At 73.4% G+C, this 25,631-nt stretch carries 24 protein-coding genes; 13 read left to right on the top strand and 11 right to left on the bottom strand.

Annotated elements, in window-relative coordinates:
* Positions 1-122: 122 nt before the first annotated feature.
* The 3 genes from AC1DT4_RS14260 to AC1DT4_RS14250 all read left to right on the top strand — a co-directional run bounded on the left by AC1DT4_RS14260 (position 123) and on the right by AC1DT4_RS14250 (position 4,274).
* Positions 123-2,054, top strand: a complete 1,932-nt coding sequence (locus tag AC1DT4_RS14260; RefSeq protein WP_477090455.1) for a glycosyl hydrolase 53 family protein — start codon at positions 123-125, stop codon at positions 2,052-2,054.
* Between the two features lie 169 nt (positions 2,055-2,223).
* On the top strand, positions 2,224-2,742 hold the full coding sequence (msrA, locus tag AC1DT4_RS14255; RefSeq protein WP_477090454.1) for a peptide-methionine (S)-S-oxide reductase MsrA: 519 nt from the start codon (positions 2,224-2,226) through the stop codon (positions 2,740-2,742).
* Between the two features lie 257 nt (positions 2,743-2,999).
* On the top strand, positions 3,000-4,274 hold the full coding sequence (locus tag AC1DT4_RS14250; protein WP_477090453.1) for a M15 family metallopeptidase: 1,275 nt from the start codon (positions 3,000-3,002) through the stop codon (positions 4,272-4,274).
* 99 nt (positions 4,275-4,373) lie between these two features.
* Here AC1DT4_RS14250 and AC1DT4_RS14245 read toward each other — a convergent pair whose 3' ends face one another.
* Genes AC1DT4_RS14245 through AC1DT4_RS14235 form a run of 3 tightly spaced genes read right to left on the bottom strand, consistent with a single transcriptional unit; the run spans position 4,374 to position 5,925 of the window.
* Positions 4,374-4,922, bottom strand: coding sequence for an SRPBCC family protein (locus AC1DT4_RS14245; RefSeq protein ID WP_477090452.1), 549 nt, complete (start codon positions 4,920-4,922; stop codon positions 4,374-4,376).
* Positions 4,919-5,236, bottom strand: a complete 318-nt coding sequence (locus tag AC1DT4_RS14240) for an ArsR/SmtB family transcription factor (RefSeq protein ID WP_477090451.1) — start codon at positions 5,234-5,236, stop codon at positions 4,919-4,921. The genes AC1DT4_RS14245 and AC1DT4_RS14240 overlap by 4 nt, the downstream gene beginning before the upstream one ends.
* A 59-nt stretch (positions 5,237-5,295) precedes the next feature.
* Positions 5,296-5,925, bottom strand: coding sequence for a TetR/AcrR family transcriptional regulator C-terminal domain-containing protein (locus AC1DT4_RS14235; RefSeq protein WP_477090450.1), 630 nt, complete (start codon positions 5,923-5,925; stop codon positions 5,296-5,298).
* A 99-nt stretch (positions 5,926-6,024) separates the two neighbouring features.
* Here AC1DT4_RS14235 and AC1DT4_RS14230 point away from each other — a divergent pair, with 99 nt between their 5' ends.
* Together AC1DT4_RS14230 and AC1DT4_RS14225 are read left to right on the top strand one after the other, a co-directional pair.
* Positions 6,025-6,264 (top strand): hypothetical protein, encoded by a 240-nt coding sequence (locus AC1DT4_RS14230; RefSeq protein ID WP_477090449.1) that lies wholly within the window; start codon positions 6,025-6,027, stop codon positions 6,262-6,264.
* 18 nt (positions 6,265-6,282) lie between these two features.
* Positions 6,283-6,732: a GNAT family N-acetyltransferase gene (locus AC1DT4_RS14225; protein WP_477090448.1), complete on the top strand. Its 450-nt coding sequence runs from the start codon at positions 6,283-6,285 to the stop codon at positions 6,730-6,732.
* Between the two features lie 19 nt (positions 6,733-6,751).
* Here AC1DT4_RS14225 and AC1DT4_RS14220 read toward each other — a convergent pair whose 3' ends face one another.
* Together AC1DT4_RS14220 and AC1DT4_RS14215 are read right to left on the bottom strand one after the other, a co-directional pair.
* Positions 6,752-7,342: a dihydrofolate reductase family protein gene (locus AC1DT4_RS14220; RefSeq protein WP_477090447.1), complete on the bottom strand. Its 591-nt coding sequence runs from the start codon at positions 7,340-7,342 to the stop codon at positions 6,752-6,754.
* A gap of 227 nt (positions 7,343-7,569) precedes the next feature.
* Positions 7,570-8,244, bottom strand: a complete 675-nt coding sequence (locus tag AC1DT4_RS14215) for a hypothetical protein (RefSeq protein WP_477090446.1) — start codon at positions 8,242-8,244, stop codon at positions 7,570-7,572.
* Between the two features lie 293 nt (positions 8,245-8,537).
* Here AC1DT4_RS14215 and AC1DT4_RS14210 point away from each other — a divergent pair, with 293 nt between their 5' ends.
* The 3 genes from AC1DT4_RS14210 (at position 8,538) to AC1DT4_RS14200 (ending at position 13,005) form a co-directional block, all read left to right on the top strand.
* On the top strand, positions 8,538-8,975 hold the full coding sequence (locus tag AC1DT4_RS14210; RefSeq protein ID WP_477090445.1) for a GNAT family N-acetyltransferase: 438 nt from the start codon (positions 8,538-8,540) through the stop codon (positions 8,973-8,975).
* Between the two features lie 136 nt (positions 8,976-9,111).
* Positions 9,112-12,492: a bifunctional lysylphosphatidylglycerol synthetase/lysine--tRNA ligase LysX gene (gene lysX / locus AC1DT4_RS14205; RefSeq protein WP_477090444.1), complete on the top strand. Its 3,381-nt coding sequence runs from the start codon at positions 9,112-9,114 to the stop codon at positions 12,490-12,492.
* A complete protein-coding gene (locus AC1DT4_RS14200) occupies positions 12,493-13,005 on the top strand; it encodes a metallophosphoesterase family protein (RefSeq protein WP_477090443.1) in 513 nt (170 codons plus the stop codon).
* On the opposite strand, the gene AC1DT4_RS14195 is transcribed toward AC1DT4_RS14200, so the two are convergent.
* On the bottom strand, positions 12,998-13,660 hold the full coding sequence (locus AC1DT4_RS14195) for a hypothetical protein (RefSeq protein WP_477090442.1): 663 nt from the start codon (positions 13,658-13,660) through the stop codon (positions 12,998-13,000). The two genes, AC1DT4_RS14200 and AC1DT4_RS14195, sit on opposite strands and share 8 nt — an antisense overlap.
* A 47-nt stretch (positions 13,661-13,707) precedes the next feature.
* Positions 13,708-15,882, bottom strand: coding sequence for a winged helix-turn-helix domain-containing protein (locus AC1DT4_RS14190; RefSeq protein ID WP_477090441.1), 2,175 nt, complete (start codon positions 15,880-15,882; stop codon positions 13,708-13,710).
* A gap of 247 nt (positions 15,883-16,129) precedes the next feature.
* Here AC1DT4_RS14190 and AC1DT4_RS14185 point away from each other — a divergent pair, with 247 nt between their 5' ends.
* Genes AC1DT4_RS14185 through AC1DT4_RS14175 form a run of 3 tightly spaced genes read left to right on the top strand, consistent with a single transcriptional unit; the run spans position 16,130 to position 17,703 of the window.
* Positions 16,130-17,050: an aldose 1-epimerase family protein gene (locus AC1DT4_RS14185; protein ID WP_477090440.1), complete on the top strand. Its 921-nt coding sequence runs from the start codon at positions 16,130-16,132 to the stop codon at positions 17,048-17,050.
* Complete coding sequence (locus AC1DT4_RS14180) at positions 17,047-17,199, top strand: hypothetical protein (protein ID WP_477090439.1); 153 nt, start codon at positions 17,047-17,049, stop codon at positions 17,197-17,199. Before AC1DT4_RS14185 ends, AC1DT4_RS14180 begins: the two co-directional genes overlap by 4 nt.
* Positions 17,200-17,247: 48 nt before the next feature.
* Positions 17,248-17,703, top strand: a complete 456-nt coding sequence (locus AC1DT4_RS14175; RefSeq protein ID WP_477090438.1) for a methylglyoxal synthase — start codon at positions 17,248-17,250, stop codon at positions 17,701-17,703.
* Between the two features lie 7 nt (positions 17,704-17,710).
* Here AC1DT4_RS14175 and AC1DT4_RS14170 read toward each other — a convergent pair whose 3' ends face one another.
* Positions 17,711-18,415 carry a DUF2786 domain-containing protein gene (locus tag AC1DT4_RS14170; protein ID WP_477090437.1) on the bottom strand — a complete coding sequence of 235 codons (705 nt, stop codon included), beginning with the start codon at positions 18,413-18,415 and terminating at the stop codon, positions 17,711-17,713.
* A 113-nt stretch (positions 18,416-18,528) separates the two neighbouring features.
* On the opposite strand from AC1DT4_RS14170, the gene AC1DT4_RS14165 reads away from it, so the two are divergent.
* Complete coding sequence (locus tag AC1DT4_RS14165; protein WP_477090436.1) at positions 18,529-20,622, top strand: RecQ family ATP-dependent DNA helicase; 2,094 nt, start codon at positions 18,529-18,531, stop codon at positions 20,620-20,622.
* Positions 20,623-20,804: 182 nt separating this feature from the next.
* On the opposite strand, the gene AC1DT4_RS14160 is transcribed toward AC1DT4_RS14165, so the two are convergent.
* On the bottom strand, positions 20,805-21,206 hold the full coding sequence (locus AC1DT4_RS14160; RefSeq protein WP_477090435.1) for a nuclear transport factor 2 family protein: 402 nt from the start codon (positions 21,204-21,206) through the stop codon (positions 20,805-20,807).
* Between the two features lie 98 nt (positions 21,207-21,304).
* Between AC1DT4_RS14160 and AC1DT4_RS14155 the strand changes: the two genes are divergently transcribed.
* Positions 21,305-23,989, top strand: coding sequence for a phosphoenolpyruvate carboxylase (locus AC1DT4_RS14155; protein ID WP_477090434.1), 2,685 nt, complete (start codon positions 21,305-21,307; stop codon positions 23,987-23,989).
* Positions 23,990-23,996: 7 nt separating this feature from the next.
* On the opposite strand, the gene AC1DT4_RS14150 is transcribed toward AC1DT4_RS14155, so the two are convergent.
* Both AC1DT4_RS14150 and AC1DT4_RS14145 read right to left on the bottom strand, forming a co-directional pair.
* Positions 23,997-24,788 (bottom strand): ferredoxin reductase, encoded by a 792-nt coding sequence (locus AC1DT4_RS14150; RefSeq protein WP_477090433.1) that lies wholly within the window; start codon positions 24,786-24,788, stop codon positions 23,997-23,999.
* 2 nt (positions 24,789-24,790) lie between these two features.
* Complete coding sequence (locus AC1DT4_RS14145; RefSeq protein ID WP_477090432.1) at positions 24,791-25,393, bottom strand: sulfite oxidase-like oxidoreductase; 603 nt, start codon at positions 25,391-25,393, stop codon at positions 24,791-24,793.
* Positions 25,394-25,631: the final 238 nt, after the last annotated feature.

Genomic DNA, 25,631 nt, shown 5'->3' with positions numbered 1-25,631 from the left:
CAGGGGACTGTGCACGCTCCCACCGATTGCGGCATACACCCCATCTTGACGCGTGCTTTCCTACGCTCCTACGGTGGCCGGGTGCTGTGCACGTGCACACTTCGATGAGACAAGGACGTCCCATGCCACCGATCAGCCGACGCCGAACCGCCACGCTCGCCCTCCTCGCCGCCGGGGCTCTCGTCCTCGGCAGCGCGGGACCCGCCCCGGCCGAGGAACCCGACGGCCTGGTCAACTTCGCACCCGTCCGCAGCAACCTCGCCGCGAAGCCCTGGGTCACGGTGAGCGCCAGTACGGCGCAGGCTGGTGCGGGACTCGCCGTCGACGGCGACCCGACGACCGCCTGGACCGCGCGCGGCAAGGGCCGGCACTCCCTCGTCCTCGACCTCGGCGGGGCCTACGACAACATCCGGAAGGTCGGTCTCGTCTTTCCCGACGCGCACGGCACCTACCGGTACATGGTCGCGGCCTCCGCGGACGGTCACCGGTGGGAGACCATCGTCGACCGCACCCGGAACGACCAGCCGGGTCGCGGCGAGGAGCACCTCGTCGCACACGCCGGGATCGCCTTCCTGCGCGTCACGATCACCGACGTGTCCCCGGGCGCCGTCGCCGGCATCAGCGAGCTGTCCGTGTGGAACTACCTGCGCGACGACGTCGTGCTGGGCGCGGACATCTCGTACGCCGACCAGGACGACGCGCAGGGCCTGACCTACGTCGTGGACGAGGGCGCCGCGCCCGTGCCGATCCTCGAGGCGGCAGCCGACGCGGGCATGGAGTACGTCCGCCTGCGCGTCTTCAACGACCCGCGCGACGAGCAGACGGGCGAGTACCTCGATCCCGCGTACCAGAGCCCTGAGCGCACCCTCGACGTCGCGCGCAAGGTGGTCGACCAGGGCATGGGCCTGGGCATCGACCTGCACTACGCCGACTCGTGGGCCGACCCGAGCAAGCAGGCGAAGCCCGCCGCGTGGAGCCAGCTGCCTTTCGAGGAGCTGACCCAGGCGGTCTATGACTACACGTACGCGACCATCGACGCGCTCGTCGCCCAGGGCACCACTCCCGACAAGGTCGCGGTGGGCAACGAGCTCATCAACGGGTTCATGTGGGGAAGCGAGCGTCCGCAGCCGTGGTTCGACGACTCGGAGTGGTGCGGCACGTGCTTCTTCAACCACGACCCGTCGTTCGTCTCGCAGCCCGGGGGCGGCCTGCTCTGGGACTACTGGGGCTCGGACGACCCGGCCGAGCAGGCCGCCTACGACGCAGCCTGGGACCGGTTCACCACCCTGCAGGCGTCGGGCATCAAGGCCGTCCGGGACGTCTCGGCGGCCCACGGCGCGGACATCCAGGTCGAGACCCACGCGATCATCGACAACGGGCGGGTCGACAAGACGCTCGAGTTCTGGGACCAGTTCCTCACCCGGCTGAACGCCAAGGGCCAGGACATCGACGTCATCGCGCACTCCTACTACCCCGAGTGGCACGGGACGCCCGAGCACTACGAGTCGAACCTGCACCAGATCGCCGCGGCGCACCCGGGCTACGCCATGGAGATCGCCGAGACGTCGCACCAGTCGAACGACTGGGACGGGCTCCCGGTCCCGAACTCGCCCTACCCCAAGACCGCGGAGGGTGCCGGACTCTTCCTCCAGGACGTCTTCCGGATCGCGAACGACCTGCCCGGCAACAGGGGCGCCGGCGTCCTGGTCTGGGAGCCCGCGAACTGGCAGGAGATGATCGACTGGTCGAACAGCGCCTGGCCGGTGCTCCGGTTCCACGAGACGATCGAGGTCTACGAGGCCAGCGACGCCGAGTTCGTGGTCGCCGACACCGTCTACCGGACGGTCCGCACCTCCAGCCCGCTCAGGCTGCCGGCCACCGTCGACGTCCTCGACTTCGACGGCACGCTCCATGCGGTGCCCGTGACCTGGGACGCGGTCCCGGCCCGCGCCCCGTCCCGCCCCGGACAGCTCGTCCTCAGCGGCACCACGGCCGAGCACGGTCCGGTGACCGCGGTCGTCGACGTCGTCCGCAGAGCGCTCGTCACCTCCTGAGCGCTCGCTCCTGACGTACCGCCGGCGGTGGCCCTTCGCGGGCCACCGCCGGTGCCGTGCGTGCTCCCTGTGGGCGACCCCCGAAGCGCTCCGCTTCGGTTGCGCCCCGGCGCGCTGCGGGGTCAAGATCGCCCGACGGCTGCAGCCGTCCCGATGAAGGAGGCGGCAGATGGCCACGACGGAGACGGCGATCCTGGCCGGGGGGTGCTTCTGGGGTGCGCAACAGCTGCTGCGCCGCCGCCCGGGAGTGATCTCCACGCGTGTGGGCTACTCCGGCGGCGACACCCCGAACGCCACGTACCGCAACCACGGCGACCACGCCGAGGCCGTCGAGATCGTCTTCGACCCCGAGCAGATCTCGTTCCGGGACCTGCTGGAGTTCTTCTTCCAGATCCACGACCCGTCGACCAAGAACCAGCAGGGCAACGACATCGGCCGCAGCTACCGGTCGGCGATCTTCTTCACCTCCGACGAGCAGCGTCGGGTCGCGCTCGACACGATCGCGGACGTCGACGCCTCCGGGCTCTGGCCCGGCAAGGTCGTCACCGAGGTCGAGCCGGCCGGTGAGTTCTGGGAGGCCGAGGAGGAGCACCAGGACTACCTGGAGAAGATCCCCTACGGATACACGTGCCACTACGTGCGCCCGGGCTGGCGGCTCCCGCACCGCGACGAGCAGCGGGTGGGATGACGCCGAGCAGCTCCAGGGTGTCGCATCAGGACCGATTCGTCCCGAGGTGACCACCAGGGTGCGCCGCGGGCGTGCTCGTCGTCGGCCCGAGTCCCCCCGTCTGGCGGGTCGACGGATCCCGTGCCGCGATGGGATCGTCGGACGACGCATCGCGGAGGACACCAGTGCTCGGACCACGACGGACGACCCAGGGTCGTCATTCGGCGCGCCCGCGGCACGGTCGGCGGCCGTGGGAGTCGGTCGTCGTCCTCGCGTCGATGGTGTTCCTGACGGCCGTCCTGGCCGCGCCGCCCATCGACGCCTCGCACTCCGCCGACGTCGCGCGGGCGGCGACCGGCGCCGAGGCGCCGGTCGCGCACGGGCCCACCGGACCGGCGTACACGCAGGCGCTGACGCGGCTCGACGACCGCGTGGCGGCCGTGGAGACGGCGACCGTCACGCTGGTCGGCCACCCGCTGGTCGACACGACGAAGGCCGCCTCGCGGTCGCTGTTCCGTCCCGACCTCGTCGACGCCACGGCCGCGCCCGTCACGTCGGGGCTGACCGCGGAGCAGCTCCCGGACCGGGTCCAGGGCGCGCGCCAGCAGGTGGCCTCCGGTGATGTCGCCGCGGCGGCCCGCGTGGTCGAGCGCGTCGAGACCGACGTCCTGCTGGTGGCGCTCGACCTCGGCGACCAGTCGGCGCAGAACGCCGCGATGACGCGCCTGCTGGTCGCCGCCGACCCGCACGTGGCGCTGCTCGACGCGGCCGTCGGTGCCACCCACGCCGCCGCCGAGGTCCGCGACGTCGTCGCGGCCGCCGCCTCCGCGGTCCAGGCCCGGGACGCCGCGGCCGGCATCACGGTCGCGGCGCAGCAGATCGCGGTGTCTGGGGACGAGGACGCGAAGGCGGCGGTCGCCAAGGTGGAGGAGCAGGCCCGGTCGACGGACGGCTACACCAACGGGACCATCCCCCTGAAGGTGCTCTGCACGGTCGCGTTCGCGCCGGGCCAGCACCTGCGCTGTGATGCGGCCGAGGCGCTGGCGCGGCTGAACGCGGCCTACCGGGTGGACTTCGGCCGCGACCTGAAGATCACGGGCTCGTACCGCACGCTCGAGGAGCAGATCAGCACCCGAGCGGCCAAGGGGACGATGGCCGCGGTGCCAGGCACGTCCAACCACGGCTGGGGCCTGGCGATCGACCTCGACCAGGTGAACGGCTACCGGTCCGCGCAGTACGCCTGGCTCAAGGCCAACGCGATGACCTACGGCTGGCACCACCCGACCTACATGGACGAGGGCGGCCGCGGCCCCCACGAGCCATGGCACTGGGAGTTCGGCACGTCGGACGACGCCGGCACCGGCACGTCGGTGCCGATCACCGTGGGTGTCCCAGCGCCGACCACTCCGCCCCAGGCCGCGCCCCCGCCGCCCGTCGTCGAGCAGCCGAGCGTCGCTCCCGCCGAGCCGGTGCCGGCGCCGAGCGCCACGCCGGTCCCGACGCCGACGCCGAGCAGCAGCCCGACCGCGTCCACGGGATCCTCGGCCCCGTGACGCACGGGTAGGCGCCGCCGAGCCCGAGGATGAGCCGCGCCTGGCGCCGAACCCGGGACAACGCGCGCCGCGGCACTCGAACGGCTGAGGTTCCGCTGCTCAGTGTCGGATCGACTGCCCGTCCCGCTCGACTGACGTGGCGACGGTCGCACCGAACGAGTTGTGGAACAGCTCGCGGTAAGCGGGGATCAGCTCACCCCACCGTGCCGTGAGGTCGCAACGTCCCCGGCCGTCGAGGTCGGCGGCGAGGTCCTCGGCGTGCACCTGCCAGCCGGCGCCGTAGGCCGCAAGCTCGTCGACGGGGAGCCCGCGTTCCTCGATCACCAGGACCGTCGTGTCACCCGCCGGCGTGAGGGTGACCTCGACGACGGAGTCCTCCCGCTCGCCCGTCTGCCTGGTCCGCACCACCAGCCGTCGCGGTGGTTCGCACGCCTCGACGCGCCCCGTGCCCTCCCAGCCGCTGGTGAAGCGGGCGCCGAACTCCCCGCCGACCCGCAGGTCTCCGGACACCACGGCGATCCAGCGCGCGAGGCGTTCCGGTGTGGTGCAGGCCGCCCACAGGTCGGAGATGTCGGTGGCGAAGACGTCCTCGACCCGGACCGCGCCGCGGCCGTCGTCGAGCGCGTGCAGGGTTCCGACGAGCTTCATGTCGCGGCCTTCTTTCCTCGGGCGATCTCGGTGTGCAGGGCGTCGAGCCGGTTCTGCCAGAGCGTGCGGTACGCCTCCAGCCACTGGTCCAGCTCGGCGAGCGGCTCGGGACGCAGGCTGTACACGCGGTGCTGCGCGTGCTGCCGGACCTCGACCAGACCCGCCTCCCGCAGCACGCGGAGGTGCCGGGAGACGCCGGGCCGGGCGATCGGCAGTTCCGCGGCGAGCTCCCCGGCGGTCGCAGGGTGCTCGCGCAGGATCTCGAGCAGGGTGCGCCGGGAGGTGTCGGCGATGGCGTGCAGGAGTGCGTCCATGACCCGAGCGTACCCAGTCGGTTACGTATCCGCCAGGGTACGGGCGACACCCTGCCCGACTAGCGCACCGAGGTCGTGGCCACCGCGCCGGCCACCACGACCTGGAGGCAGTCGTCGAAGAGGTCGTCGGGGGTGCGTCCGTCCCCGAAGTAGTCGGTGATCCCCGCGATCAGGGTGGGGTGGGCCGCCGCGAACTCGGCGAGATCCCAGCCCTCGAGCGCGGCCTGGTCGGGGCGGGGCGCCTGTTCTTCGAGCACGTAGCCGACGGTGAACCGCTCCGTGGCCAGGGTGATGACGCGCGCCTTGCGGAGCGGGACGCCCGCGGCGACGAGGGCACTCATGGCGCGCTCGGAGAGGGAGTTCATCGCCGCGGACAGCTGCGCGGCCGAGATGACCCGCGCTCCGTCCGGGTGGGCCAGCAACGCTCGGCGGAGCCCTCGGGCCAGACCTGAGAGCCAGTCCTGCCAGGCATCGTCCGGCGTCGGCGACGACAGCTGCTCGACGAGGTCGGCGAGGATCGCGTCGGCGATCGCGGTGACCAGGGCGGCCTTGTTCGGCACGTGCCAGTAGAGCGTGGGTGACTGCACGCCGAGGCGGGTGGCGAGCTTGCGCGTCGTCACGCCGTCGAGCCCGTCGGCGTCCAGGAGAGCGACGGCCTCGGCGACGACCTGGTCCCGGTCCAACGTCATCGCTCCACCCTTTCCCGATGGTTGCCTACCGCGAATCTATCAGTGATAGAGTCTCTATCGGTGGTAGAGACCGGGCTCGAGAACGGAGAGGTGGAGGCCATGTCGAAGGATGACGCCCTGCAGGGTGCGTGGCACGAGGCGACGCACCGCCTGCCAGGGGTTCCCCCGCACCAGGACCGTCCGGAGGGGCACCAGGGCGAGAGCCGTCACGGTCGGTCGCTCCAGGACCGCGGCGCCGGCTCGCACCAGGGTTCCGCCCCGGCGCACGATCGCCCGCCGCGGGTCCTGGTCGGCTGGCAGAACTGGATCGCCGGCCGGATTCCGCGCAAGGCCGACTGAGCGGCCCACAATGGGGGCGTGACCCTCTCGGCACGACGCCTCGGCCGGCTCGACCACGAGGCTGCTCGCGACATGTTCGCCCTGATGGCCGCGGTCTTCGAGGAGCCCTCGGAGCCGCTCGGTGACGCGTCCGTGCATCAGCTCCTGACGACGAGCTCGTTCTGGGCGGTCGCTGCCTTCGCGGGGGAGCGGGTCGTCGGTGGCATCACCGCGCACACGATCCCGATGACCCGGTCGCCCTCGTCGGAGCTGTTCATCTACGACCTCGCCGTGCACGACGGGTACCGCCGCCAGGGCGCCGGGCGGCTTCTCGTCTCCACGCTGTGCACGCAGGCACTGGAGGCCGGGGTCTCCGAGATCTTCGTCCCTGCCGACGACGACGACGTCGACGCGCTCGCGTTCTACCGCTCGCTCGGGGGCGAGGAGAGCGCCGTCACCTTCTTCACCTGGTCGGCGCCGCCCTCGTGACGCCCGCCGTCAGCCGGCCTCAGCCGTCGCGCTGCACCCGGTAGTCGAGCAGCAGGACACCGGTGCTCGTTCGCGTGCAGTCGGCGAGCCGCAGGCGCACCGGTCGCTCCGTCTCCCGGAAGAGGCGCTTGCCCGTCCCGAGCAGCAACGGGTGCACGAAGAGGCGGTACCCGTCCACCAGGTCGTGCGCGACGAGGTCCTGGACCAGGACGCCGCTGCCCAGCACCGCGATGGATCCGGAACCCTGCGCCTTCAGGCGGGTGACCGCGGGCACGAGCTCGTCGTCGAGCACCTGGGCGCCGTGCCAGGCGAGCTCGGAGGGCGTCCGCGTCGCGACGTACTTCGGCGTGGCGTTGAGGTGCGCGGCCATCGGATCCGTGTCGGGTTGGTACGGCCAGAACGCGGACATCTTGTCGTAGGTCCGGCGTCCGAACAGGTACGCGGTCGTGCCGGCCAGCCCCTCGGTCGCGGCGGCCGTCTGCACGTCGTCGCCGTAGGGCGCTGCCCATCCGCCGTGCTCGAAGCCGCCGTCGCGGTCCTCGTCCGGCGAACCCAAGCCCTGCATCACGCCGTCCAGCGTGATGAACTCGATGACCACGAGATTCCGCATGTCTGCACCGCCCTCCCGGGACCGGCGTCGTGCCGGTCTCTCGACACCTGTACGAACGGCGGCGGGCCAGATCGACAGTCGGCGAGCAGCCGGCATCACCGACCTTCGGAGTCCGGCCTGGGCTCAGAGCGTCTCGATGATGAAATCCGCCCCGGCCGACCAGGCGGCCCCGGCACGTCTCCGATGACCGCGCGGACCGAGCGCGTTTCGGTCTCGCCGCCGCTCGGTCACGCCCGGCTCACGCCCGGCCCGACAGCGGGCTGCACGGACGCGCCCGCGAGCGACCGGTCTGGTCCCCACGCGGCGGCGACCAGCAGGCACAGGCCCGCGGCGGCGGTGAACGACCCGGAGACCGCCTCCCACCACGGGCGGGTGTCGTAGTCGCCGATGGCGTAGGTCAAGGACGCGACCAGCGGCGAGGCCAGGAACAGCAGCACGGGCGTGGCGCGCGCCCATCCACGAGCGCTGACCGCGAACCTCACGAACAGGACCGGCGGCCCGAACACCCAGGCGCCCAACGTCCACCCGCCGAGCACCGGCGCGACCACCGCGCCGGAGAGCCCGGACCGGAGCACCGCCACGCCGACCGCGACGACTGCCAGCTCGGACGCGACCAGGACGACCGCGGTGACAGGCCCGGGTCGGCGCGGGTCGAGCGCCCAGGGCAGCAGCGGGAGCGCGAGCGCGAAGGCCAGCAGCGACAGGCCCGCCAGCTGAGCGGCGCTGCCCACGGGCACCCACGGCTCGGTCGGGGGGAGGAAGTCGACGAGGTGGTCCTGCCGCGCGGCGCAGGCCTCCGCGCCCGAGCACGACCCCCAGCGCTGCCAGGACGCCGCGAAGAGCAGCACGCCCGACGCCACGAGGGCGAGCGCGGCCACGAGCCTCAGCACCCTCCGTCGCATCGGACCCCTCTCTGGCCCCATTGTGCCGACGGCGCAGGGTGGACGGGAGGTGGACGGGAGGGAGGAGCAGGACCGGGCCCTCAGCGCTTCGCGGGTCGGCGGACCGGGTCCGTCGGCGCAGGGTGGCGCCAGCGCAGGGCGCGGACACTCTGCGACCGCCAGAGCGCGACGACTCGAGCCAGGAGGGACGCAGCACCCATGGAGACCCCCTTCGCGAGGTGACGCCGCCTGCAGGCCACTCTGCGCGCGGCGGCCGCAGGACGCACCTGGGCGGGCGCCGCGATGATGGAGGCATGGTCCTGCCCTCCGGCTATGCCCTCCACGTCGGGCCGCCGAGCCTCGACGACTACCTGCGCCTCCGCCGTGTCTCGGGTCTTCGCGCGAAGTCGCCGGAGCAGGCCGCAGGTGCGGTGCAGGGCAGCTGGTCGTTCTGCCACGTCACCGCGCAGGACGGGCACACGGTCGCGATGGGCCGCGTGCTCGGCGACGGCGGCTGGTACTTCGTCGTCGCCGACATGGCCACCGACCCCGATCACCAGCGCCGCGGACTGGGGCGCGCCATCCTCGACCACCTGCTCGGTGACATCCGGACGCGCGCCCCGGGTGATCCCTACGTGACGCTGACCGCCGACGCCGCCGGGGCCCGACTGTACGAGCACGCGGGTTTCACCGCCTTCACCTCCGACCAGACGGGGATGCAGCTGGTCCTCGCACCGGTTCCTCCGGCCTGACCCGGGCGGCGCCACGAACGGGGCGTATCTCGCGAATGCCCCGGCGCGCTACGGTCCACACAGGCATTCCGGCGGCGCCGGACGGTGTGGGGACCACGAGCGCGCGGCCTGGCCCGGCTCGGAGAGCGAGGGGCAGATGGCCGACGTCGCAACGAGGGCAGAGCCCGGACCGAGCCCGACCCCCGCCGCCGACCGCCGGCCCACCGTCGGCGACAGCAGGCGCCTCGACGACCGATGGCCCGACCGGTTCGCGGCGGTCATGTTCCTCGCGAGCGCACTCGTCCTCGTCGTGGCCGCCGTCCCGCCGTGGCGGCAGTACTTCGCGCGCGAGGACGACCTGGTCTCGATGCTCGTCCTCCCGATCATCCCGAACCTCGTCTACTCGGCCCTGCTCGCCAGCGTCGGGATCGCCCTGCACCGCCGGATGCGCGCGGCATGGTGGGTCCTGCTCGTCTGGTGGGTGGTCCTGCCGCAGCTGGACCGGCTGCTGCGCCTGCTGGACGGCGGCTCGCCCGTCAACGCCGTCGGCTTCGTGCTGATCACCGCGGTCCTGGTGCTCCTGCTGCGCGCGCGGCGCCAGTTCGGGGCCAAGGCGGTGCGGGGCAGCTTCCTGCGGGCGCTCGCCCTGTTCCTCGTCGGCGGCGCGGTGACGCTGGTCGTCGGGTCGTCGCTGGTCACGCGCTTCGGAGACGCACCCACGACGGCCTCGTCGGCCCTGTTCGTCTGGGACAACATGCTCGGTGACATCGGCTCGGTGGACGACGCCAGCATCGCGACCGCGCCGCTGTGGGTGCACGGCGTGATCAACCTGATGGCGGCGGCCACCATCGTGGGAGCCACCGTCCTGCTGTTCCGGTCGCCCACCTGGACCCACACCCTCGACGCCGCCGACGAGGCGCGCGTCCGCACGCTGCTGCGGGAGTTCGGCTCCGAGGACTCGCTCGGGTACTTCGCCACCCGGCGCGACAAGTCGATCGTGTGGGAGTCGGGGCTCGCCGCGACGGCGCGCGCCGGGGTGTCGTACCGGGTCGTCGGGTCGGTCAGCCTGGCCAGCGGGAACCCGGTCGGCGACCCGCAGCTCTGGGCCGCCGCGATCGACGAGTGGCGCCGGCAGGCGCGTACGAACGGCTGGTCGCTCGCCGTGATGGGGGCGGGCACCGCCGGCGCCCTCGCGTACACCGGGGCCGGCCTGACCGCATGGGAGATCGGCGACGAGGCGATCCTCGACATGCGGTCGTTCTCGCTGACCGGCCCGGGGATGAAGGCGGTGCGGCAGTCGGTCACCAGGCTGCAGCGTCGCGGGTACACCACACGCGTCTCGAAGCACGAGTCGGTCGACGCCGAGCACTTCGCGGCGCTGGACACGGCGGCCGCGGCCTGGCGTGGGGACGGCGGCGACGAGCGGGGCTTCTCGATGGCCCTCGGCCGGCTGGGCGACCAGCTGGACGGGGACTGCGTGCTGGTGGAGGCGTACGACGGCGACGGCGTGCTGCGCGCGTTCCTCAGCTTCGTGCCGTGGGGCCGCACGGGGGTCTCGCTCGACCTCATGCGCCGGGACCCGACCGCCGACAACGGGTTGGTCGAGCTCATGGTCTCGTCGCTGGCCGAGCGGGCGACCGCGTTCGGCGCCGGCCGGGTCTCGTTGAACTTCGCGATGTTCCGGGAGGCGTTCGAGCGGGGCGCCGAGGTCGGAGCCGGCCCGATCGCACGGCTCTGGCGGCAGTCGCTCGTCCTGGCCAGCAAGAACTGGCAGCTGGAGTCCCTGTACCGCTCGAACGCGAAGTACCAGCCCGAGTGGCAGCCGCGGTTCATCTGCTTCGAGTACACGTCGGACCTGCCGCGCGTCGGCACGGCGGCGGGCAGCGCCGAGGGCTTCCTCACCCGGCCGTCGCTCCGGCTGCTCAACCGTCGCGGCGGTCGGTCCACGGATGCCGAGGCGCTGGTCCGTGCCGGCGACGAGTACGCCGCCCAGGTGGAGGCGCAGATCCCCGAGGAGTCGGACGCGGTCGAGGAGGCGATGTCCGCGCACCGGCTGCCCGAGCAGCAGCGCGTCCGGCGCGCCAAGGCCGACCGGCTGCGCGCGCAGGGCATCGACCCGTACCCCGTGACCTACCCCCGCACGCACACGCTGGCGGTCGTCCGGGCCGAGGCGGGGGAGCTCCCGCCCGACACCGCGACCGGGCGGCAGGTCTCGGTGACCGGGCGGCTCATCCGCAAGCGCGACGGAGGCGGGCTGGGTTTCGGCACACTGCGCGACGGCAGCGGGGACCTCCAGGTCATGGTCGGCGCGGACGCCGTCAGCGCCGCTGACCTGGGGCTGTGGCGGCACGACGTCGACCTCGGCGACCACCTCGGCGTGACCGGCGAGGTCATCACCACGCGGCGCGGTGAGCTCTCGGTCCGCGCGACGTCGCTGCAGATCACCAGCAAGTCGCTGCGGCCCCTGCCCGACAAGCACAAGGGGCTCACGGACCCCGAGGCCCGCATCCGCGCGCGCTACGTCGACCTGATCGTCCGGCCGGCGGCCCGCGACATCGCCTACACGCGGGCGACGGTCGTGCGCAGCGTCCGGGACTCGCTGCACGCCCGCGGGTTCACCGAGGTCGAGACGCCGATGCTCCAGCTGATCCACGGCGGGGCCAACGCCCGGCCGTTCGAGACGCACATCAACGCCTACGACATGGACCTCTACCTGCGCATCGCCACGGAGCTGCACCTCAAGAGGCTGGTCGTCGGCGGCATGGAGAAGGTGTTCGAGATCGGTCGGCAGTTCCGCAACGAGGGCGTGGACTTCAAGCACAACCCCGAGTTCACGTCGCTCGAGCTGTACGAGACGTACGGCGACTACGACACCATGCGGGTGCTGACGCAGGAGATCATCCAGGAGGCCGCGACCGCGGTGTACGGCTCGCCGCTCGCCCGGCGGGCCGACGCGGACGGCGCGGTCACCGAGTACGACCTGTCGGGCACGTGGCCCGTCAAGACGGTCTGCCAGGCGGTCGGGGAGAAGCTGGGCGAGGAGATCACCGCCGACACACCCCTGACGGAGCTGCTCCGGCACGCCGACGCGATCGGGCTGGAGCTCGAGCCCGACGCCAGCTGGGCCGTGGTGCTGGAGGAGATCTACGGCGAGCTCTGCGAGAGCACCACGACGACGCCGGTCTTCTACACCGACTTCCCCAAGGAGAACTCGCCGCTCACCCGCCAGCACCGGGTGGACCCGCGCCTGGCCGAGAAGTGGGACCTGGTGATCTTCGCCGCCGAGCAGGGCACGGCCTACTCCGAGCTGGTCGACCCGCTGGAGCAGCGTCGCCGGCTCGTCGCCCAGTCGCTGCTGGCGGCGGCCGGCAACCCCGAGGCCATGCAGGTCGACGAGGACTTCCTCACCGCGCTCGAGTACGCGATGCCGCCGACGGGGGGCATGGGGATGGGCATCGACCGGCTGGTCATGAACCTGACCGGCCTGAGCATCCGCGACACGATCCTCTTCCCGCTGGTCAAGCCCACGGGACGCTGAGTGCGCCTCCTGCTGCTCGCCGACACCCACGTCCCTGCCCGCGCCCGGGACCTGCCCGCGGCCGTGTGGGCGGCCGTCGACGAGGCGGACGTGGTGATCCACGCCGGCGACTGGGTCGCGGAGAGCCTCCTCGACGGTCTCGAGGCCCGGACGAGTCGGCTGGTCGGCTGCGTCGGCAACAACGACGGCCCCGGGCTGCGGGCGCGCCTGCCGCTGGTCGCGCGGGTCGAGCTGGCGGGCGTGCGCGTCGGCGTCGTCCACGAGACCGGCCAGGCCGGCGGGCGCGAGCGACGGTGCGACGACGCCTACCCGGACCTGGACGTCCTCGTGTTCGGGCACAGCCACATCCCGTGGGACACGACGACCCCCGCCGGGATGCGGCTGCTCAACCCGGGCTCGCCGACCGATCGCCGCCGCCAGCCGTTCGCGACGTTCATGACGGCGTCGGCGGTCTCGGGTCGCCTGGAGGACGTGGTGCTGCACCGGGTCGAGCGTCCGGGGACCGTCAGGTGAGGATGTTGACCGCGCGCGCCAGGACCACGGCGAACGTGGCGAGCGAGACGACGGACTGCCACGCCATCAGCATCTTCGCGGTCCGGCTCAGCGGCATCGTGTCCGTGGGCGAGAACGCGACGAGGTTGGTGATCGACACGTAGAGGTAGTCGAGGAACCGCGGCTGCCAGCTGTCGAACTGGTCGGAGTACTCGCGGATCGCGTCCTGCGTGAACCAGAACGACGTCAGCTCGACCTCCGGCTGCGCCCGACCGGTCGGGCCGCCGCGGTCGAGCTGCCAGAACAGCAGGGCGAAGCCGACGGTCGTGACGACGAGGATCTGCGCCCCCTCCGCGAGCAGCTGCTGCACGCTGACCGGCCGGACCGTCAGGACGTCGGAGATCAGCAGGGCGGCCGACGAGGTGCCGGAGATCGCGAGCACCAGCGCGAGCGCGAAGCGCAGGAGGTCCACGAGCCGGGGCGACGCGCGCAGCACGCCGTCGACCAGGACGATCACGACGACGAGCGTGACCTCGATGATCGGCACCAGGAGGATCGGGCCGAGCACGATGCGGTCGCGCATCAGCACCTGGGCCAGCACGGCGACCGCCACGGCGCTCAGCGGTGCCAGGCGCGCGCCGAGCGAGGCGTACCGACGGGGGTTCGCCTCGTCCACGAGCACCTGCCTCCCCGGGTGGTCCGCCGCGTCGCCGCAACGAGGTGCTACGAGCTCGCCGACCCGTCGAGCAGCTCCCACAGCGCGACGGCCTCGCTGCGCGACGAGACGCCGAGCTTGCGGTAGCTCGAGATCGCCTGGGTCTTCACGGTGTTGCGGGAGACCCCGAGCCGCTCGGCGATGAGGGGGAACGTCAGGTGCGTCGCGAGCAGCGGCATGAGCCTGACCTCGGCGGGCGTCAGCGTGTCGGGCCGCCCGCGCGACGCGGCCTCGTGCACCTGCGCGCGCAGGGCTGCCACCCGGTCCGGCAGGTCGCCCAGCCCCGGCCGGCGGTGCAGGATCTCGTCCGCCTGCCGCACGGCGGCCGACGCGGCGTGGATGTCCCCGACTCCCAGCGAGGCCTGCGCCATGGTGAGCAGCGCCTGCGTGGACACCACGGGGAGGGCGTGCGTGAGCAGGGGGCGCAGCGCGAGCGCGTCGCGGGCGTGCCCGACCGCCTCCTGGCGGAGCCCGAGGTGCACGGCGGTGCGGGCCGACCACGCGTGCACCAGCGCGCTGGTCCAGTACGTCCGGTACCCGCCCTCGGCGACGATCCTCGAGGCGCGCCGGACGGCCCTGACCGCCGCGGACCAGTCTCCGCGCTCGACGGCGACAGCCGCGCGCTCGCACAGGTCCATCGCCACGACCGGGTCCGCGCGCGCGACCTCGGCCGACTCGATGGCCTCGACGAACAGGTCGTCCGCGCTGTCGAGGTCGCCGTCGAGCAGGTACGCGAGGCCCTCGGTGTGGAGCATCGCGGCACAGAACGGGCTCGCCGGCGACAGACCTGAGCGCGCAGCCCGGGCGTCGACCCGCATCTGCTCCGTGCCGTCGCGGCCCTCGATGGCCCGGAGGTAGGCGACGGTCCCGCTGACGGTGCTGCCGTCCGGGAGCGTCCCCGACCCGGGGGTCGTGAGGGCCAGCTCCGACCACCGCTGGGCGCGCGCCGCCTCGCCGAGGAGGCCGAAGACGAGGGCCGCGTGCGCGGCGATCGCGGGGAAGATGTCGACGTCCCTCGCCTCCTCGAGCCACGACATCCACTGCTGGACCGTGTCGATGCGTCCGGTCGTCCACGTCGGCTGGGCGAACAGGAGCACCAACCGGGCGAGCTCCGGGAGGTCGCCCCCCCGGTTGGCATGGTCGATGGCCTGGTCGGGCAGCTGCGCGGTGGTGTACCAGCGCGCCGCCCGGCGGTGGAGCTCGGGCACGAGCATGGGCTCCTTGCGGTGCAGCTCCGCGCTCAACAGCTCCCGGAGCAGCGGGTGGCAGCGGTACTCCTGCCCGTCTCGACCCACCGCCTGGATCACGCCGTGCGCCCCCAGGTGCTCGAGCGCGGCGCCCGACGACCGCACCCGCAGGACCGCGTCGCAGGCGGGCCCGGAGAGCTCGTCCAGCACCGAGCAGCGGACCAGCAGGGCCGTCTCGCGCGCACCCACGCCGGTGAGTATCTCGGTGCGCAGGTACTCCCGCATGAACCTGTCGTCGCCGGTGAACTCGAGCGGCTCGTCGAGCCACCCGCCGCGCTCCCGGATCGCCATCCCGGCCAGCTGCACTGCCACCGGCCAGCCCTCGGTCCGGTCGTGGAGGGCGGTCGTCGCCTCGGCGGAGAGGCTGACTCCCGAGCGCGCGAGGACTTGCGCTTCCTCGTCGGGGAGCAGCGACAGCTCAGCCACGCCGATCTCGAGGAGGTCGCCCGCGGCGCGGAGACGCGCGATCGGCAGTCGCGGCCGCGCCCGCGACGCGAGGCCCACGCGCCAGGAGTCGGGCAGCCGGTCGATGACGTCGGTGAGCACGTTGAGGCTGCCGGCCCGGGTGATCGCCTGCACGTCGTCCAGGAGCAGCGTCAGCGGCGGGCGGGCCCGGGCCGCCGCGGCCAGACCGGCAACGGTGACGATCCCGGGCCCCGCGCCGACCGCGTGGCCGAGCGCCGTCAGCAGCGTGGCGGGGTCGTTGTCCGCATCCGTGCAGGTGTGCCACGCTGCGCCGCTCCCGACGCGGTCGGCCCACTGGCCGAGGACGGTGGTCTTCCCGTACCCCGGCCCGGCGATCAGCGCGACGACGCGGACGGTGGAGGCGGAGAGGGTGTCGACGAGGGCGTCGCGGGGGACGAGACCGACCCCTGCGCGACGTCGACGTACCGTGACAGGCTCCGTCTGACGCGGGATCGCCGACGGCTTCTCCACGCTGGACGAAACGGGCCAAACGTGACGTTCCCCCACGTGACGTCACGCTACCGCTGAGGACCACCGGCGCCGCAACCCCTTCCGGGCGGCCGCACGGGCCACCATCATGCTGAGAGGGTGACGACGTGGCGGTACGCCCGTGCTGGACTCGTCGTGACCGGACGCGGGCGAGGATCGTGGAGGTCATGACGGTGGAGGAGGTCGTGATGCCGGTCGCGGCGGCCCATGCAGCAACCGGTGCGACGTCATGACGCCGGCCCCGCCCTCGGGCCGGCAGTACCGGATCGAGGCCGGCGACCACCACGCCGTCGTCACGCAGGTCGGAGCCACGCTCCGGGAGTGCGTGCTGGAGGGGCGCCCGGTGCTCGACGGCTTCGACGTCGGCGAACGGGCGCCCGACGGCCGCGGTCAGGTGCTGGCTCCCTTCCCGAACCGGCTGGCCGGCGGTCGGTACACGTTCGACGGGCAGACGTGCCAGGTGGCGATGGACGAGCCGGAGCGCGGTAACGCCATCCACGGCATGGTGCGCTGGCTGGACTGGGCCGAGGTGTCGTCGACGCCGGACGGCGTCGTCCTCGAGCGCGTCCTGCGCCCGCAGCCCGGCTACGCGTGGGAGCTGACCCTGAGGGTCGGTTACCACCTCGCCGACGACGGGCTCACGGTCTCCGCGTCGGCGAGCAACACCGGCGGCTCGCCCGCGCCGTTCGGGATGGGCTTCCACCCGTACCTGGGCCTCGGCGGGGCCGTCGACGGCCTCGAGCTGCAGGTGCCCGCCGACAGCCACTCCCCGGTGCCCGCCGACCGCGACGAGCCGCCGTCACCGGTCGACGTCACCGGCTCGCACCTCGACTTCCGCGAGCCCCGGACCATCGGGCCGGAGGTCCTCGACACGGTGTTCGGCGACCTCCGCCGGGGCGACGACGGACGTGCGGTCGCTCACCTGGTGGACCCGGCGACGAGCCGCGGCGTGCGCCTCTGGGTCGGCGAGGCGTTCCCGTACCTGATGGTCTACACGGCCGACGGAGTGGTCCCGGCCGAGCGCCGACGGCTGGCCGTCGCCGTCGAACCCATGACCTGCCCGCCGCACGCGCTCCGGTCCGGGGCCGACCTCCTCACGCTGGGGCCGGGGGAGTCCTGGAGCGGGGCGTGGGGGCTGTCGGTGGGATGACCGCCGTCGACGCAGCCCGCCGCGCACGGTCCGTGCTCGTCTACGGCGCCGGGCTGGTCCAGGGGCAGGCGCTGGTCTCCTTCCCCGCCGCGAGCGCGATCCTCCTCAGCCCCAACGGCTACGACCGCGGTGCCGCGTCCGCCGCCTGAGCGTGTCGCCGCCGGAACGGACAGACTGGACGGAGCCCGGGAGGTGCCATGAACGGAACGAGCAGCCCGCGTCACATCGCGCTCGTCGCGCACGACAACAAGAAGGTCGAGCTGCTGCGCTGGGCGGAGTACAACCGCGGCACCCTCGCGCGTCATCACCTCTACGCCACCGGCACGACCGGCACGATGCTGGAGTACGAGCTCGGGCTCCCGGTGCACCGGTTCCTGTCCGGTCCGGTCGGCGGTGACCAGCAGATCGGGGCCCGCATCGCCGAGGGCACCATCAGCATGCTGATCTTCTTCTGGGACCCCCTCGAGCCCCAGCCCCACGACCCGGACGTGAAGGCGCTGCTGCGTATCGCGACCGTCTGGAACGTGCCGATGGCGTGCAACGTGTCCACGGCGGACATGATCATCTCGTCGCCGCTCCTGTCCGGGGACTACGAGAACACGCGACCCGACCTGGGCCCCCGCACCTGGGAAGGAACCCCGGAAGAGGCCTGACGCGTCCTCACCGACCCAGGGCGCGGCCCCCCGACGCGGCCACCGTGCGCTCCGAGACCGCGATGTCGGCGCGGGCGCCCGCCGCCGCGCCGGCGGCCCACCCCCGGCCGGTGAGCCGACGCGTCGTTCGACGCACCCGAGGGAACGCCTCGGCCACGGCGGCGTCGACGTCGCGGTCGCGCGCGGCCAGGACCAGCTCGCTCGACGTGCCTTCCGTCTCCGCCTCGGTGAGCACCTCGGCGTAGAACCGACGCAGACGGCCGGCGACGATCGCGGCGAACCCGGCGGCGAACGCGCGCTTGTCGCTCGCCGTGCCGCCGTGGGCGTACATCTCGGCCAGCATCTGCGGCTCGAGCGACCCGGCCAGGACGGCCGCCATCGACATGTCCGCCGCGAACCCGAACGCGACGAAGTCCGTGCCGGTGCCGCGCCGCACCCGCAGCGGCCGGCAGCCGAACGCGCCGTAGACCGCGTTGCGCAGCTCGATCCGGTCCGCCACCCACGAGCCGGTGACCGGCACGTCCGTGCGGACCGGCTGGCGCGCCCGCTCGCTCGTCATCCGGACCGCGGCCTCGTCGATGCTGTGCCGGAGCATCAGCTTCTCGGCGCGAGCCCGGGCGAGCTCGCGCTCCGGCTCGTGCGGTGACCCGCCGTCCGCGATCGCCAGCAGCGTGCGGATCAGGGCCAGGGTCTCGTCGGCGGACTTGGGCATCGGGGCTCCCGGGGGTGCGGTGGAGTCGCCACCGTAGGGGTCGGCTCCGACAGGACGCCCACCGTTGTGCACAGCGGGCCCGACGGGTGGGTCGGGCCTGGCAGGCTGGGCGCGTGACCACCCGCGACGCCGCCCTCGCCGTCCTCCGCCGTCTGGTGGGCAACCCCGACGCCGAGTTCCACGAGGGGCAGTACGAGGCGATCGAGACGCTCGTCGACGAGCACCGCCGCGCGCTCGTCGTGCAGCGGACCGGGTGGGGCAAGTCGGCGGTGTACTTCGTCGCCACCATGCTGCTGCGCCAGCGCGGCGCGGGTCCCACCGTCCTCGTCTCGCCGCTCCTCGCGCTCATGCGCGACCAGGTCGCGGCCGCCGAACGCGCCGGCGTGCGGGCCGTCGCCATCAACTCGACCAACGCGCACGAGTGGGACCAGCTGCTCGCGCGGCTCGCCGCGGACGAGGTCGACGTCCTGCTCGTCTCGCCCGAGCGGCTCAACAACCCCGCGTTCCGCGAGAACCAGCTCCCGGCCCTCGTGCGGCGCCTCGGGATGCTCGTCGTGGACGAGGCGCACTGCATCAGCGACTGGGGCCACGACTTCCGGCCCGACTACCGGCGGCTGCGTGACCTCATCGCGACGATGCCCGCGGGCGTCCCCGTCCTCGCCACGACCGCCACGGCCAACAGCCGGGTCGTCGCCGACGTCGCGGAGCAGCTGGGCAGCGCGGGGGATTCGGCGGTCGACGTGCTCACCATCCGCGGGCCGCTGGCCCGCAAGTCCCTGCGCCTCGGCGTGCTCCGGCTGCCGGACGCGCGGACGCGGCTCGGCTGGCTGCTCAGCCACCTGGGCGACCTGCCGGGCTCGGGGATCATCTACACGCTCACGGTCGCCGCGGCCCAGGACACCGCCCGGCTGCTGCGCGAGGCGGGGCACGACGTCCGCGCGTACACCGGGCAGACGGACCCGGCGGATCGCGAGGACGCCGAGGCCGCGCTCAAGGCCAACGCGGTGAAGGCGCTGGTCGCGACGAGCGCGCTCGGCATGGGGTTCGACAAGCCCGACCTCGGCTGGGTGCTGCACCTTGGCGCGCCGTCCTCGCCCGTCGCCTACTACCAGCAGGTCGGCCGCGCGGGGCGCGCGACCGACAGCGCCGACGTGCTGCTGCTCCCCGGCGCGGAGGACGCCGACATCTGGCAGTACTTCGCGACGGCGTCGATGCCGCAGCAGGCGCGGGCCGAGAAGGTGATCGCGGAGCTGTCGGACCGCCCGCTGTCGACGCCGGCGCTCGAGGCGCTCGTCGACGTCCGGCGCACCCCCCTGGAGCTGCTGCTCAAGGTGCTCGACGTCGACGGCGCGGTGCGCCGCGTGCAGGGCGGCTGGGTGGCCACCGGGCAGCCGTGGACGTACGACGCCGAGCGCTACGCGCGGATCGCCGCGGCCCGCGAGGCCGAGCAGCGGCACATGCTCGACTACGAGCGCACCGACGGCTGCCGCATGGAGTTCCTGCAGCGGACGCTGGACGACGAGACGGCCGCCCCGTGCGGGCGCTGCGACGGCTGCGCCGGGCCCTGGTACCCGGTGGACGTCGTCGACGGCGCTGCGGCGTCGGCCGAGCGCTCGCTCGACCGCGTCGGCGTGCCGGTCGAGCCCCGGGTCCAGTGGCCGGTCGGCGCCGACCGCCTCGGCCTGCCCGTGCGCGGCCGGCTCGCGGAGGGCGAACGGGCCCTCGAGGGCCGGGCGCTGGCCCGGCTCACCGACCTGGGCTGGGGGACGGCGCTGCGCGCGGTGTTCGCGGCGGGCGCGGCCGACGCGCCGGTCACCCGGGCCATGCTGGACGGCTGCGTCCGCGTGCTCGCGCAGTGGGGCTGGGACGAGCGGCCCGTCGCGGTCGTCGCCCTGCCCTCCCGACGCCGTCCGCTGCTGGTCGACTCGCTCGCGCGCGGGCTCGCCGAGATCGGCCGGCTCCCGTACGCAGGCGCGCTCGCGCTGCGGGACGACGGTCCGCGGGGCGAGCCCGGGGGCAACAGCGCGTTCCGGCTGGCGAGCGTGTGGGAGCAGTTCGACGCCTCCGCCCTCGAGGTGCCGGGAGGACCGGTCCTGCTCGTCGACGACCTGGTCGACAGCCGCTGGACCATGACGGTCGCCGCGCGCGAGCTGCGCCGGGCCGGCGCCTCGGCGGTCCTGCCCTTCGCGCTGGCCCTGCGCGGGTGATCGCACGAACGCGCAGGCGTTCTGCGCACCTGTTGCGCACGGGTCGGCGGTCTGCGCTAGACGGTCCTCGTGCAACGCCCGCGGTGCGACGACCAGCGTGATCTACCGGGACCGCGACGTGGTGCCCAAGGGCGCGAGCGGGTACGTGTACACGTTCTGCTGACGTCGCCGGGGCGGGCGGGTCAGGACGGCCCGCCCGCCTGGGGCCGGGGCATCTCGCCCGCGTGCAGGGGGGTCGAGTGCCGACGCCACACCTGCCAGCCGTCGGGCGTCGACAACCAGGTGTCGGTGAGGATGAAGATCCCGCTGCGGTCGGCGCCGGCCACGGTCGCGGCCATGTAGACCTTCTGCAGGTGGACCGCGACGCCGTCGTGGACGTCCCACGCGGACTCGAGCAGCTCCCACCCGGTCACGACGTAGGTCGGCAGGGTGGCCAGCCACTCGGCCCGCGCCACGCGCGCCGGAGCCGGGTGCACGAGCACGAGCGCGTACTCGGGGTGCAGGTACGCGGCTGCCGCGTCGGCGTCCCGGACCGTCCACGCGGCGTGCCAGGTCGCGTCGGCCTGCTGCGGCGTCATGGCCATGGCCCGACCCTACTCACGGATGTCGAGTCGTCTTCGTCACAGTGCCCATCGCCTGGACTCACCGGACCGGATCGGGCTGCGTGCCCTAGTTTTGGCCCGTGACCGCACCTCTTCCCCCCAGCGACGCCACGCAGACCGCTGCGCAGAGCCTCGCGAGCCACGAGGTTCCCGAGCCGCTGCGCAACGACGTCCGCGTGCTGGGCGAGTTCCTCGGACGCGTGCTGCGCGAGGCCGGCGGCGACGACCTGCTCGCCGACGTCGAGGCCCTGCGCGAGCTCGCCATCCGGGCCCACAACGGGCCGGACGCGGAGGCCCTGGCGCAGGCCGAGGACCTGGTCGCGGGCTTCAGCATGGCCCGCGCCGAGGAGGTCGCCCGGGCGTTCACCTGCTACTTCCACCTCGCCAACACGGCCGAGGAGTACCACCGCGTGCGCGTCCTGCGGGAGCGTGAGGCCAGCCTGCTGCCGCACCACCTCGCGCCCGACGACTCGCTCCCGGCGGCCGTCGCGCAGCTGGCCGACGAGGTCGGCGAGGACGTCGCCCGGCAGCGCCTGGCCGAGCTCGAGTTCCGACCGGTCTTCACGGCGCACCCGACGGAGGCGCGCCGACGTGCCGTCTCCGGTGCCATCCGGCGGATCGCGGAGCTCGTCGCCGAGCGCGACCTGCGCTACATCGGCGGGATGTCGCTCGCCGAGAACGACCGTCGTCTGCTGGGCGAGATCGACACGCTGTGGCGCACCGCGCCCCTGCGCGAGGCCAAGCCGTCGGTCCTCGACGAGGTCCGCACGGTGATCAACGTGTTCGAGGCGACGCTCGCCGACGTGCTGCCGGCGGTCTACCGACGCCTCGACGACTGGCTGCTGGCCGACGCGGCCGGCACGACCGCACCGGCCGTGCGGCCGTTCGCCCGCCTCGGTACCTGGATCGGTGGCGACCGGGACGGGAACCCGAACGTCACCGGGCAGATCACCGAGGAGGCCGCGGCGATGGCGTCCGAGCACGCGCTGCTCGAGCTCGAGTCGTCGGCGCGCAAGACCGCGCACGGGCTCACGCTCGCCGCGTCGGGCACCCCCGCGTCGAGCGAGCTGAGCTCGCTGTGGCAGAAGCAGCGCGGCCTGTCGGCGCCGCTGGCCTCCCGCATCGCCGGAGACGCCCCGAACGAGCCGCACCGCCGGGTGGTCTACTTCCTGGCCGAGCGCATCGCCGCGACCCGGACGCGCAACGCCGATCTGGCCTACGGCTCCGCGTCCGAGCTCGAGGCCGACCTCGACGTGGTGCAGCGCTCGCTCGCGGCCGCCGGCGCGCCCCGGTCGGCGTACGGCGACCTGCAGCGGCTGATCTGGCAGGTGCAGACGTTCGGGTTCCACCTGGCCGAGCTCGAGGTGCGCCAGCACTCGCAGGTGCACGCCGGCGCGCTGGCTGACCTGGCGAAGAACGGCGTCGACGGCACGCTGGAGCCCCGCACGGTCGAGGTGCTCGACACGTTCCGCGCCATCGGTGCCGTGCAGCGGCGCTACGGCATCCTCGCCGCGCGTCGCTACATCGTGTCGTTCACGCAGTCGGCCGAGCACCTCGCGGCGGTCTACGAGCTCGCCGACTACGCGTTCGCCGGCGTCGACGCGCCGATCATCGACGCCATCCCGCTGTTCGAGACGTTCGCCGACCTCGAGGCGTCGGTCGACATCCTCGAGGGCGCGCTCCAGCTCCCGCAGGTGCAGCGCCGCCTCGCGGAGAACGGCCGCCGGGTCGAGGTCATGCTCGGCTACTCGGACTCGTCGAAGGACGTGGGCCCAGTCTCGGCGACGCTCACGCTCGATGCCGCCCAGCGCCGGATCACCGAGTGGGCGCGTCGCAACGACATCCAGCTCACGCTGTTCCACGGCCGCGGCGGTGCGCTCGGGCGCGGCGGCGGCCCCGCCAACCGAGCGCTGCTCGCCCAGCCTCCGGGTTCGGTCGACGGCCGGTTCAAGCTCACCGAGCAGGGGGAGGTCATCTTCGCCCGGTATGGCGACCCCGTGATCGCCGCCCGGCACATCGAGCAGGTCGCGGCGGCGACCCTGCTGGCCGGTGCGCCGTCGGTCGAGCGACGCAACGCCGGGGCGACCGAGCGGTTCGCGCCGCTGGCCGCCCAGCTCGACGAGACCTCGCGGGTCCGGTTCCACGAGCTGGTCAAGGCGCCCGGGTTCCCGCAGTGGTTCGCCGAGGTCACGCCGCTCGAGGAGGTCGGGATGCTGCCGATCGGCTCCCGGCCCGCGCGCCGCGGCCTCTCGGTCGAGTCGCTCGACGACCTGCGGGCCATCCCGTGGGTGTTCTCCTGGTCGCAGGCCCGCATCAACCTGGCCGGCTGGTACGGCCTGGGCACCGCGCTGGCGGCCACCGACGACCTGGCCGAGCTGCGCGAGGCGTACGCCCAGTGGCCGCTCTTCGCCACGATGATCGACAACGTCGAGATGTCGCTGGCCAAGACGGACGAGCGGATCGCGGAGCGCTACCTCGCCCTCGGGGACCGCGACGACCTCGCGAGCCTCGTGCTCGAGGAGATGGTGCTGACCCGCGACTGGGTCCTCGCCATCACCGAGAGCGAGGCGATCCTGTCCCGCCGCCGGATCCTCGGCCGGGCCGTCCAGCTGCGCAGCCCTTACGTCGACGCGCTGTCGCTGCTCCAGCTGCGCGCGCTGCGCGGCCTGCGCACGGGCGACGCCCCCGAGCAGGCGGACGACCTCCGCCGGCTGTTGCTGCTGACCGTGAACGGCGTCGCCGCCGGGCTGCAGAACACCGGCTGAGAGGCCGCTACGGCCCCGTCGGGCCGAACCGCTCGGTGCGGATGCGCTCCGGGTCGTGGCCGAGGTCGACGAGGGTGTCCGCGACCAGCTCGACGAACGGCGTGGGTCCGCACACGAACACGTGCGCGCGCTCGTCGGGCGGGAAGCACGCCTCGCGCAGGACGTCGGGGTCCACCCGACCGATCCGTCCCGTCCACCCGTCGGGTCCGCGCCGCGTCCACACCCGCGTGATCTCGACGTCGGCGCCGAGCGCCTCGAGCTCGTCGGCGTAGATGGCGTCGACCGGCGTGCGGACGGAGACGACCAGCCGGAACGGTGCCACGCTGCCTGCCAGCTTCCGGGTGCGCAGCATCGACATGAGGGGCACCAGGCCGGAGCCGCCCGCGACCAGCTGGACGGGGTGGGGGTCGGTGGGCTGCCAGACGAACCAGTGCCCGACGGGTCCGCGGAGCTCGAGCTCGTCGCCGACCTGCAGGTCCTCGGTGAGGTACGGCGAGACCTCGCCGTCGTCGACCACCTGGACCGTCAGCGCGATCCTGGGGTCGTGCGCGGTGGGGTCGAGGGTCATTCCCGGCAGGCCCATCGTGCCGGGGGAGGCCAGCGAGTACGAGCGCTGCGTCGAGTAGCCGTCCTCGGCGGTGAGCCGGACGTCGACGTGCTGCCCGGACAGGGCGCCGCGCCAGCCGGGGACGTCGAGCTCGAGCGTCATCGCGGTGGGCGTCTCGGCGGCGCGGGCCACCAGGGTGCCCACCATCCAGGGCAGCGCGTACAGGTTCTCGTCGGGGGTGTCGGAGGGCACGCTCAGTCCCCCCAATACCGCTGCTCCTTCCACGGGTCGCCGTAGGCGTGGTACCCGAGGCGCTCCCAGAACCCCCAGGTGTCTTCCGTCATGAGGTCCAGGCTGCGCACCCACTTCGCGGACTTCCAGAAGTAGAGGTGCGGGACCAGCAGCCGCGCCGGGCCGCCGTGCTCGGGCGGGAGCGGGGCGCCGTCGTACTGGTACGCGATCCAGGCCTTGCCACCCCGCAGGTCCGCGAGCGGCAGGTTCGTGGTGTACCCGCCGTCGCAGTGCGCCATCGCGTACTGCTCCTCGGGCGCGATCTCGACGCCGTCGAGCAGGGTGTCCAGCGAGATGCCGCGCCAGGCCGAGTCCAGCTTGGTCCACTTGGTGACGCAGTGGATGTCCTTGACGATGTCGTCGTGGGGCAGGTGGGTGAGCTCGGACCAGGTCCAGCTGGCCCGCGTCGCCCCGCCGCCGGTGATCGAGAACGTCCAGGTGGACAGGTCGGCGCGCGGCGTCGGACCGGCGGACAGCACCGGGAAGCCACGCTCGAGGTACTGGCCGGGAGGGATGCGGGGGTCGACCTCGCGCTTGCCGCGGAACCCGCGGGAGATGATCGCCATCAGGCGGCCGTGCGGTGGGACATGGTCACTCCCGTGGGTCGGAGACGCTCCGACTCATCATGGGCCAGGGTCCCGCAGACGCGCCAGAGGCCGGCCCGACGGGTGTCGGAACCGGCCTCTGATCAGTGCGTATTGCGTCAGCCGCGCGAGTAGACGACCCGCGGGCCGCCCGACGCCGAGCCGGAGCCKCCGCCGGCGCCACGGCCGCTGCCGCCGCGGCGACGACGCTGGCCGGACG

The organism is Cellulomonas sp. P4_D11 (assembly GCF_056401915.1).
The sequence above is the reverse complement of the archived record's forward strand: the minus strand, read 5'-3'. Positions and strand labels throughout refer to the sequence as shown.

Coding starts and splice junctions, on each gene's coding strand:
- AC1DT4_RS14260 (WP_477090455.1), top strand. CDS start 123: ATGCCACCGATCAGCCGACGCCGAACCGCCACGCTCGCCCTCCTCGCC.
- msrA (WP_477090454.1), top strand. CDS start 2,224: ATGGCCACGACGGAGACGGCGATCCTGGCCGGGGGGTGCTTCTGGGGT.
- AC1DT4_RS14250 (WP_477090453.1), top strand. CDS start 3,000: ATGGTGTTCCTGACGGCCGTCCTGGCCGCGCCGCCCATCGACGCCTCG.
- AC1DT4_RS14245 (WP_477090452.1), bottom strand. CDS start 4,922: ATGAAGCTCGTCGGAACCCTGCACGCGCTCGACGACGGCCGCGGCGCG.
- AC1DT4_RS14240 (WP_477090451.1), bottom strand. CDS start 5,236: ATGGACGCACTCCTGCACGCCATCGCCGACACCTCCCGGCGCACCCTG.
- AC1DT4_RS14235 (WP_477090450.1), bottom strand. CDS start 5,925: ATGACGTTGGACCGGGACCAGGTCGTCGCCGAGGCCGTCGCTCTCCTG.
- AC1DT4_RS14230 (WP_477090449.1), top strand. CDS start 6,025: ATGTCGAAGGATGACGCCCTGCAGGGTGCGTGGCACGAGGCGACGCAC.
- AC1DT4_RS14220 (WP_477090447.1), bottom strand. CDS start 7,342: ATGCGGAATCTCGTGGTCATCGAGTTCATCACGCTGGACGGCGTGATG.
- AC1DT4_RS14215 (WP_477090446.1), bottom strand. CDS start 8,244: ATGCGACGGAGGGTGCTGAGGCTCGTGGCCGCGCTCGCCCTCGTGGCG.
- AC1DT4_RS14210 (WP_477090445.1), top strand. CDS start 8,538: ATGGTCCTGCCCTCCGGCTATGCCCTCCACGTCGGGCCGCCGAGCCTC.
- lysX (WP_477090444.1), top strand. CDS start 9,112: ATGGCCGACGTCGCAACGAGGGCAGAGCCCGGACCGAGCCCGACCCCC.
- AC1DT4_RS14185 (WP_477090440.1), top strand. CDS start 16,130: ATGACGCCGGCCCCGCCCTCGGGCCGGCAGTACCGGATCGAGGCCGGC.
- AC1DT4_RS14180 (WP_477090439.1), top strand. CDS start 17,047: ATGACCGCCGTCGACGCAGCCCGCCGCGCACGGTCCGTGCTCGTCTAC.
- AC1DT4_RS14175 (WP_477090438.1), top strand. CDS start 17,248: ATGAACGGAACGAGCAGCCCGCGTCACATCGCGCTCGTCGCGCACGAC.
- AC1DT4_RS14170 (WP_477090437.1), bottom strand. CDS start 18,415: ATGCCCAAGTCCGCCGACGAGACCCTGGCCCTGATCCGCACGCTGCTG.
- AC1DT4_RS14160 (WP_477090435.1), bottom strand. CDS start 21,206: ATGGCCATGACGCCGCAGCAGGCCGACGCGACCTGGCACGCCGCGTGG.
- AC1DT4_RS14145 (WP_477090432.1), bottom strand. CDS start 25,393: ATGGCGATCATCTCCCGCGGGTTCCGCGGCAAGCGCGAGGTCGACCCC.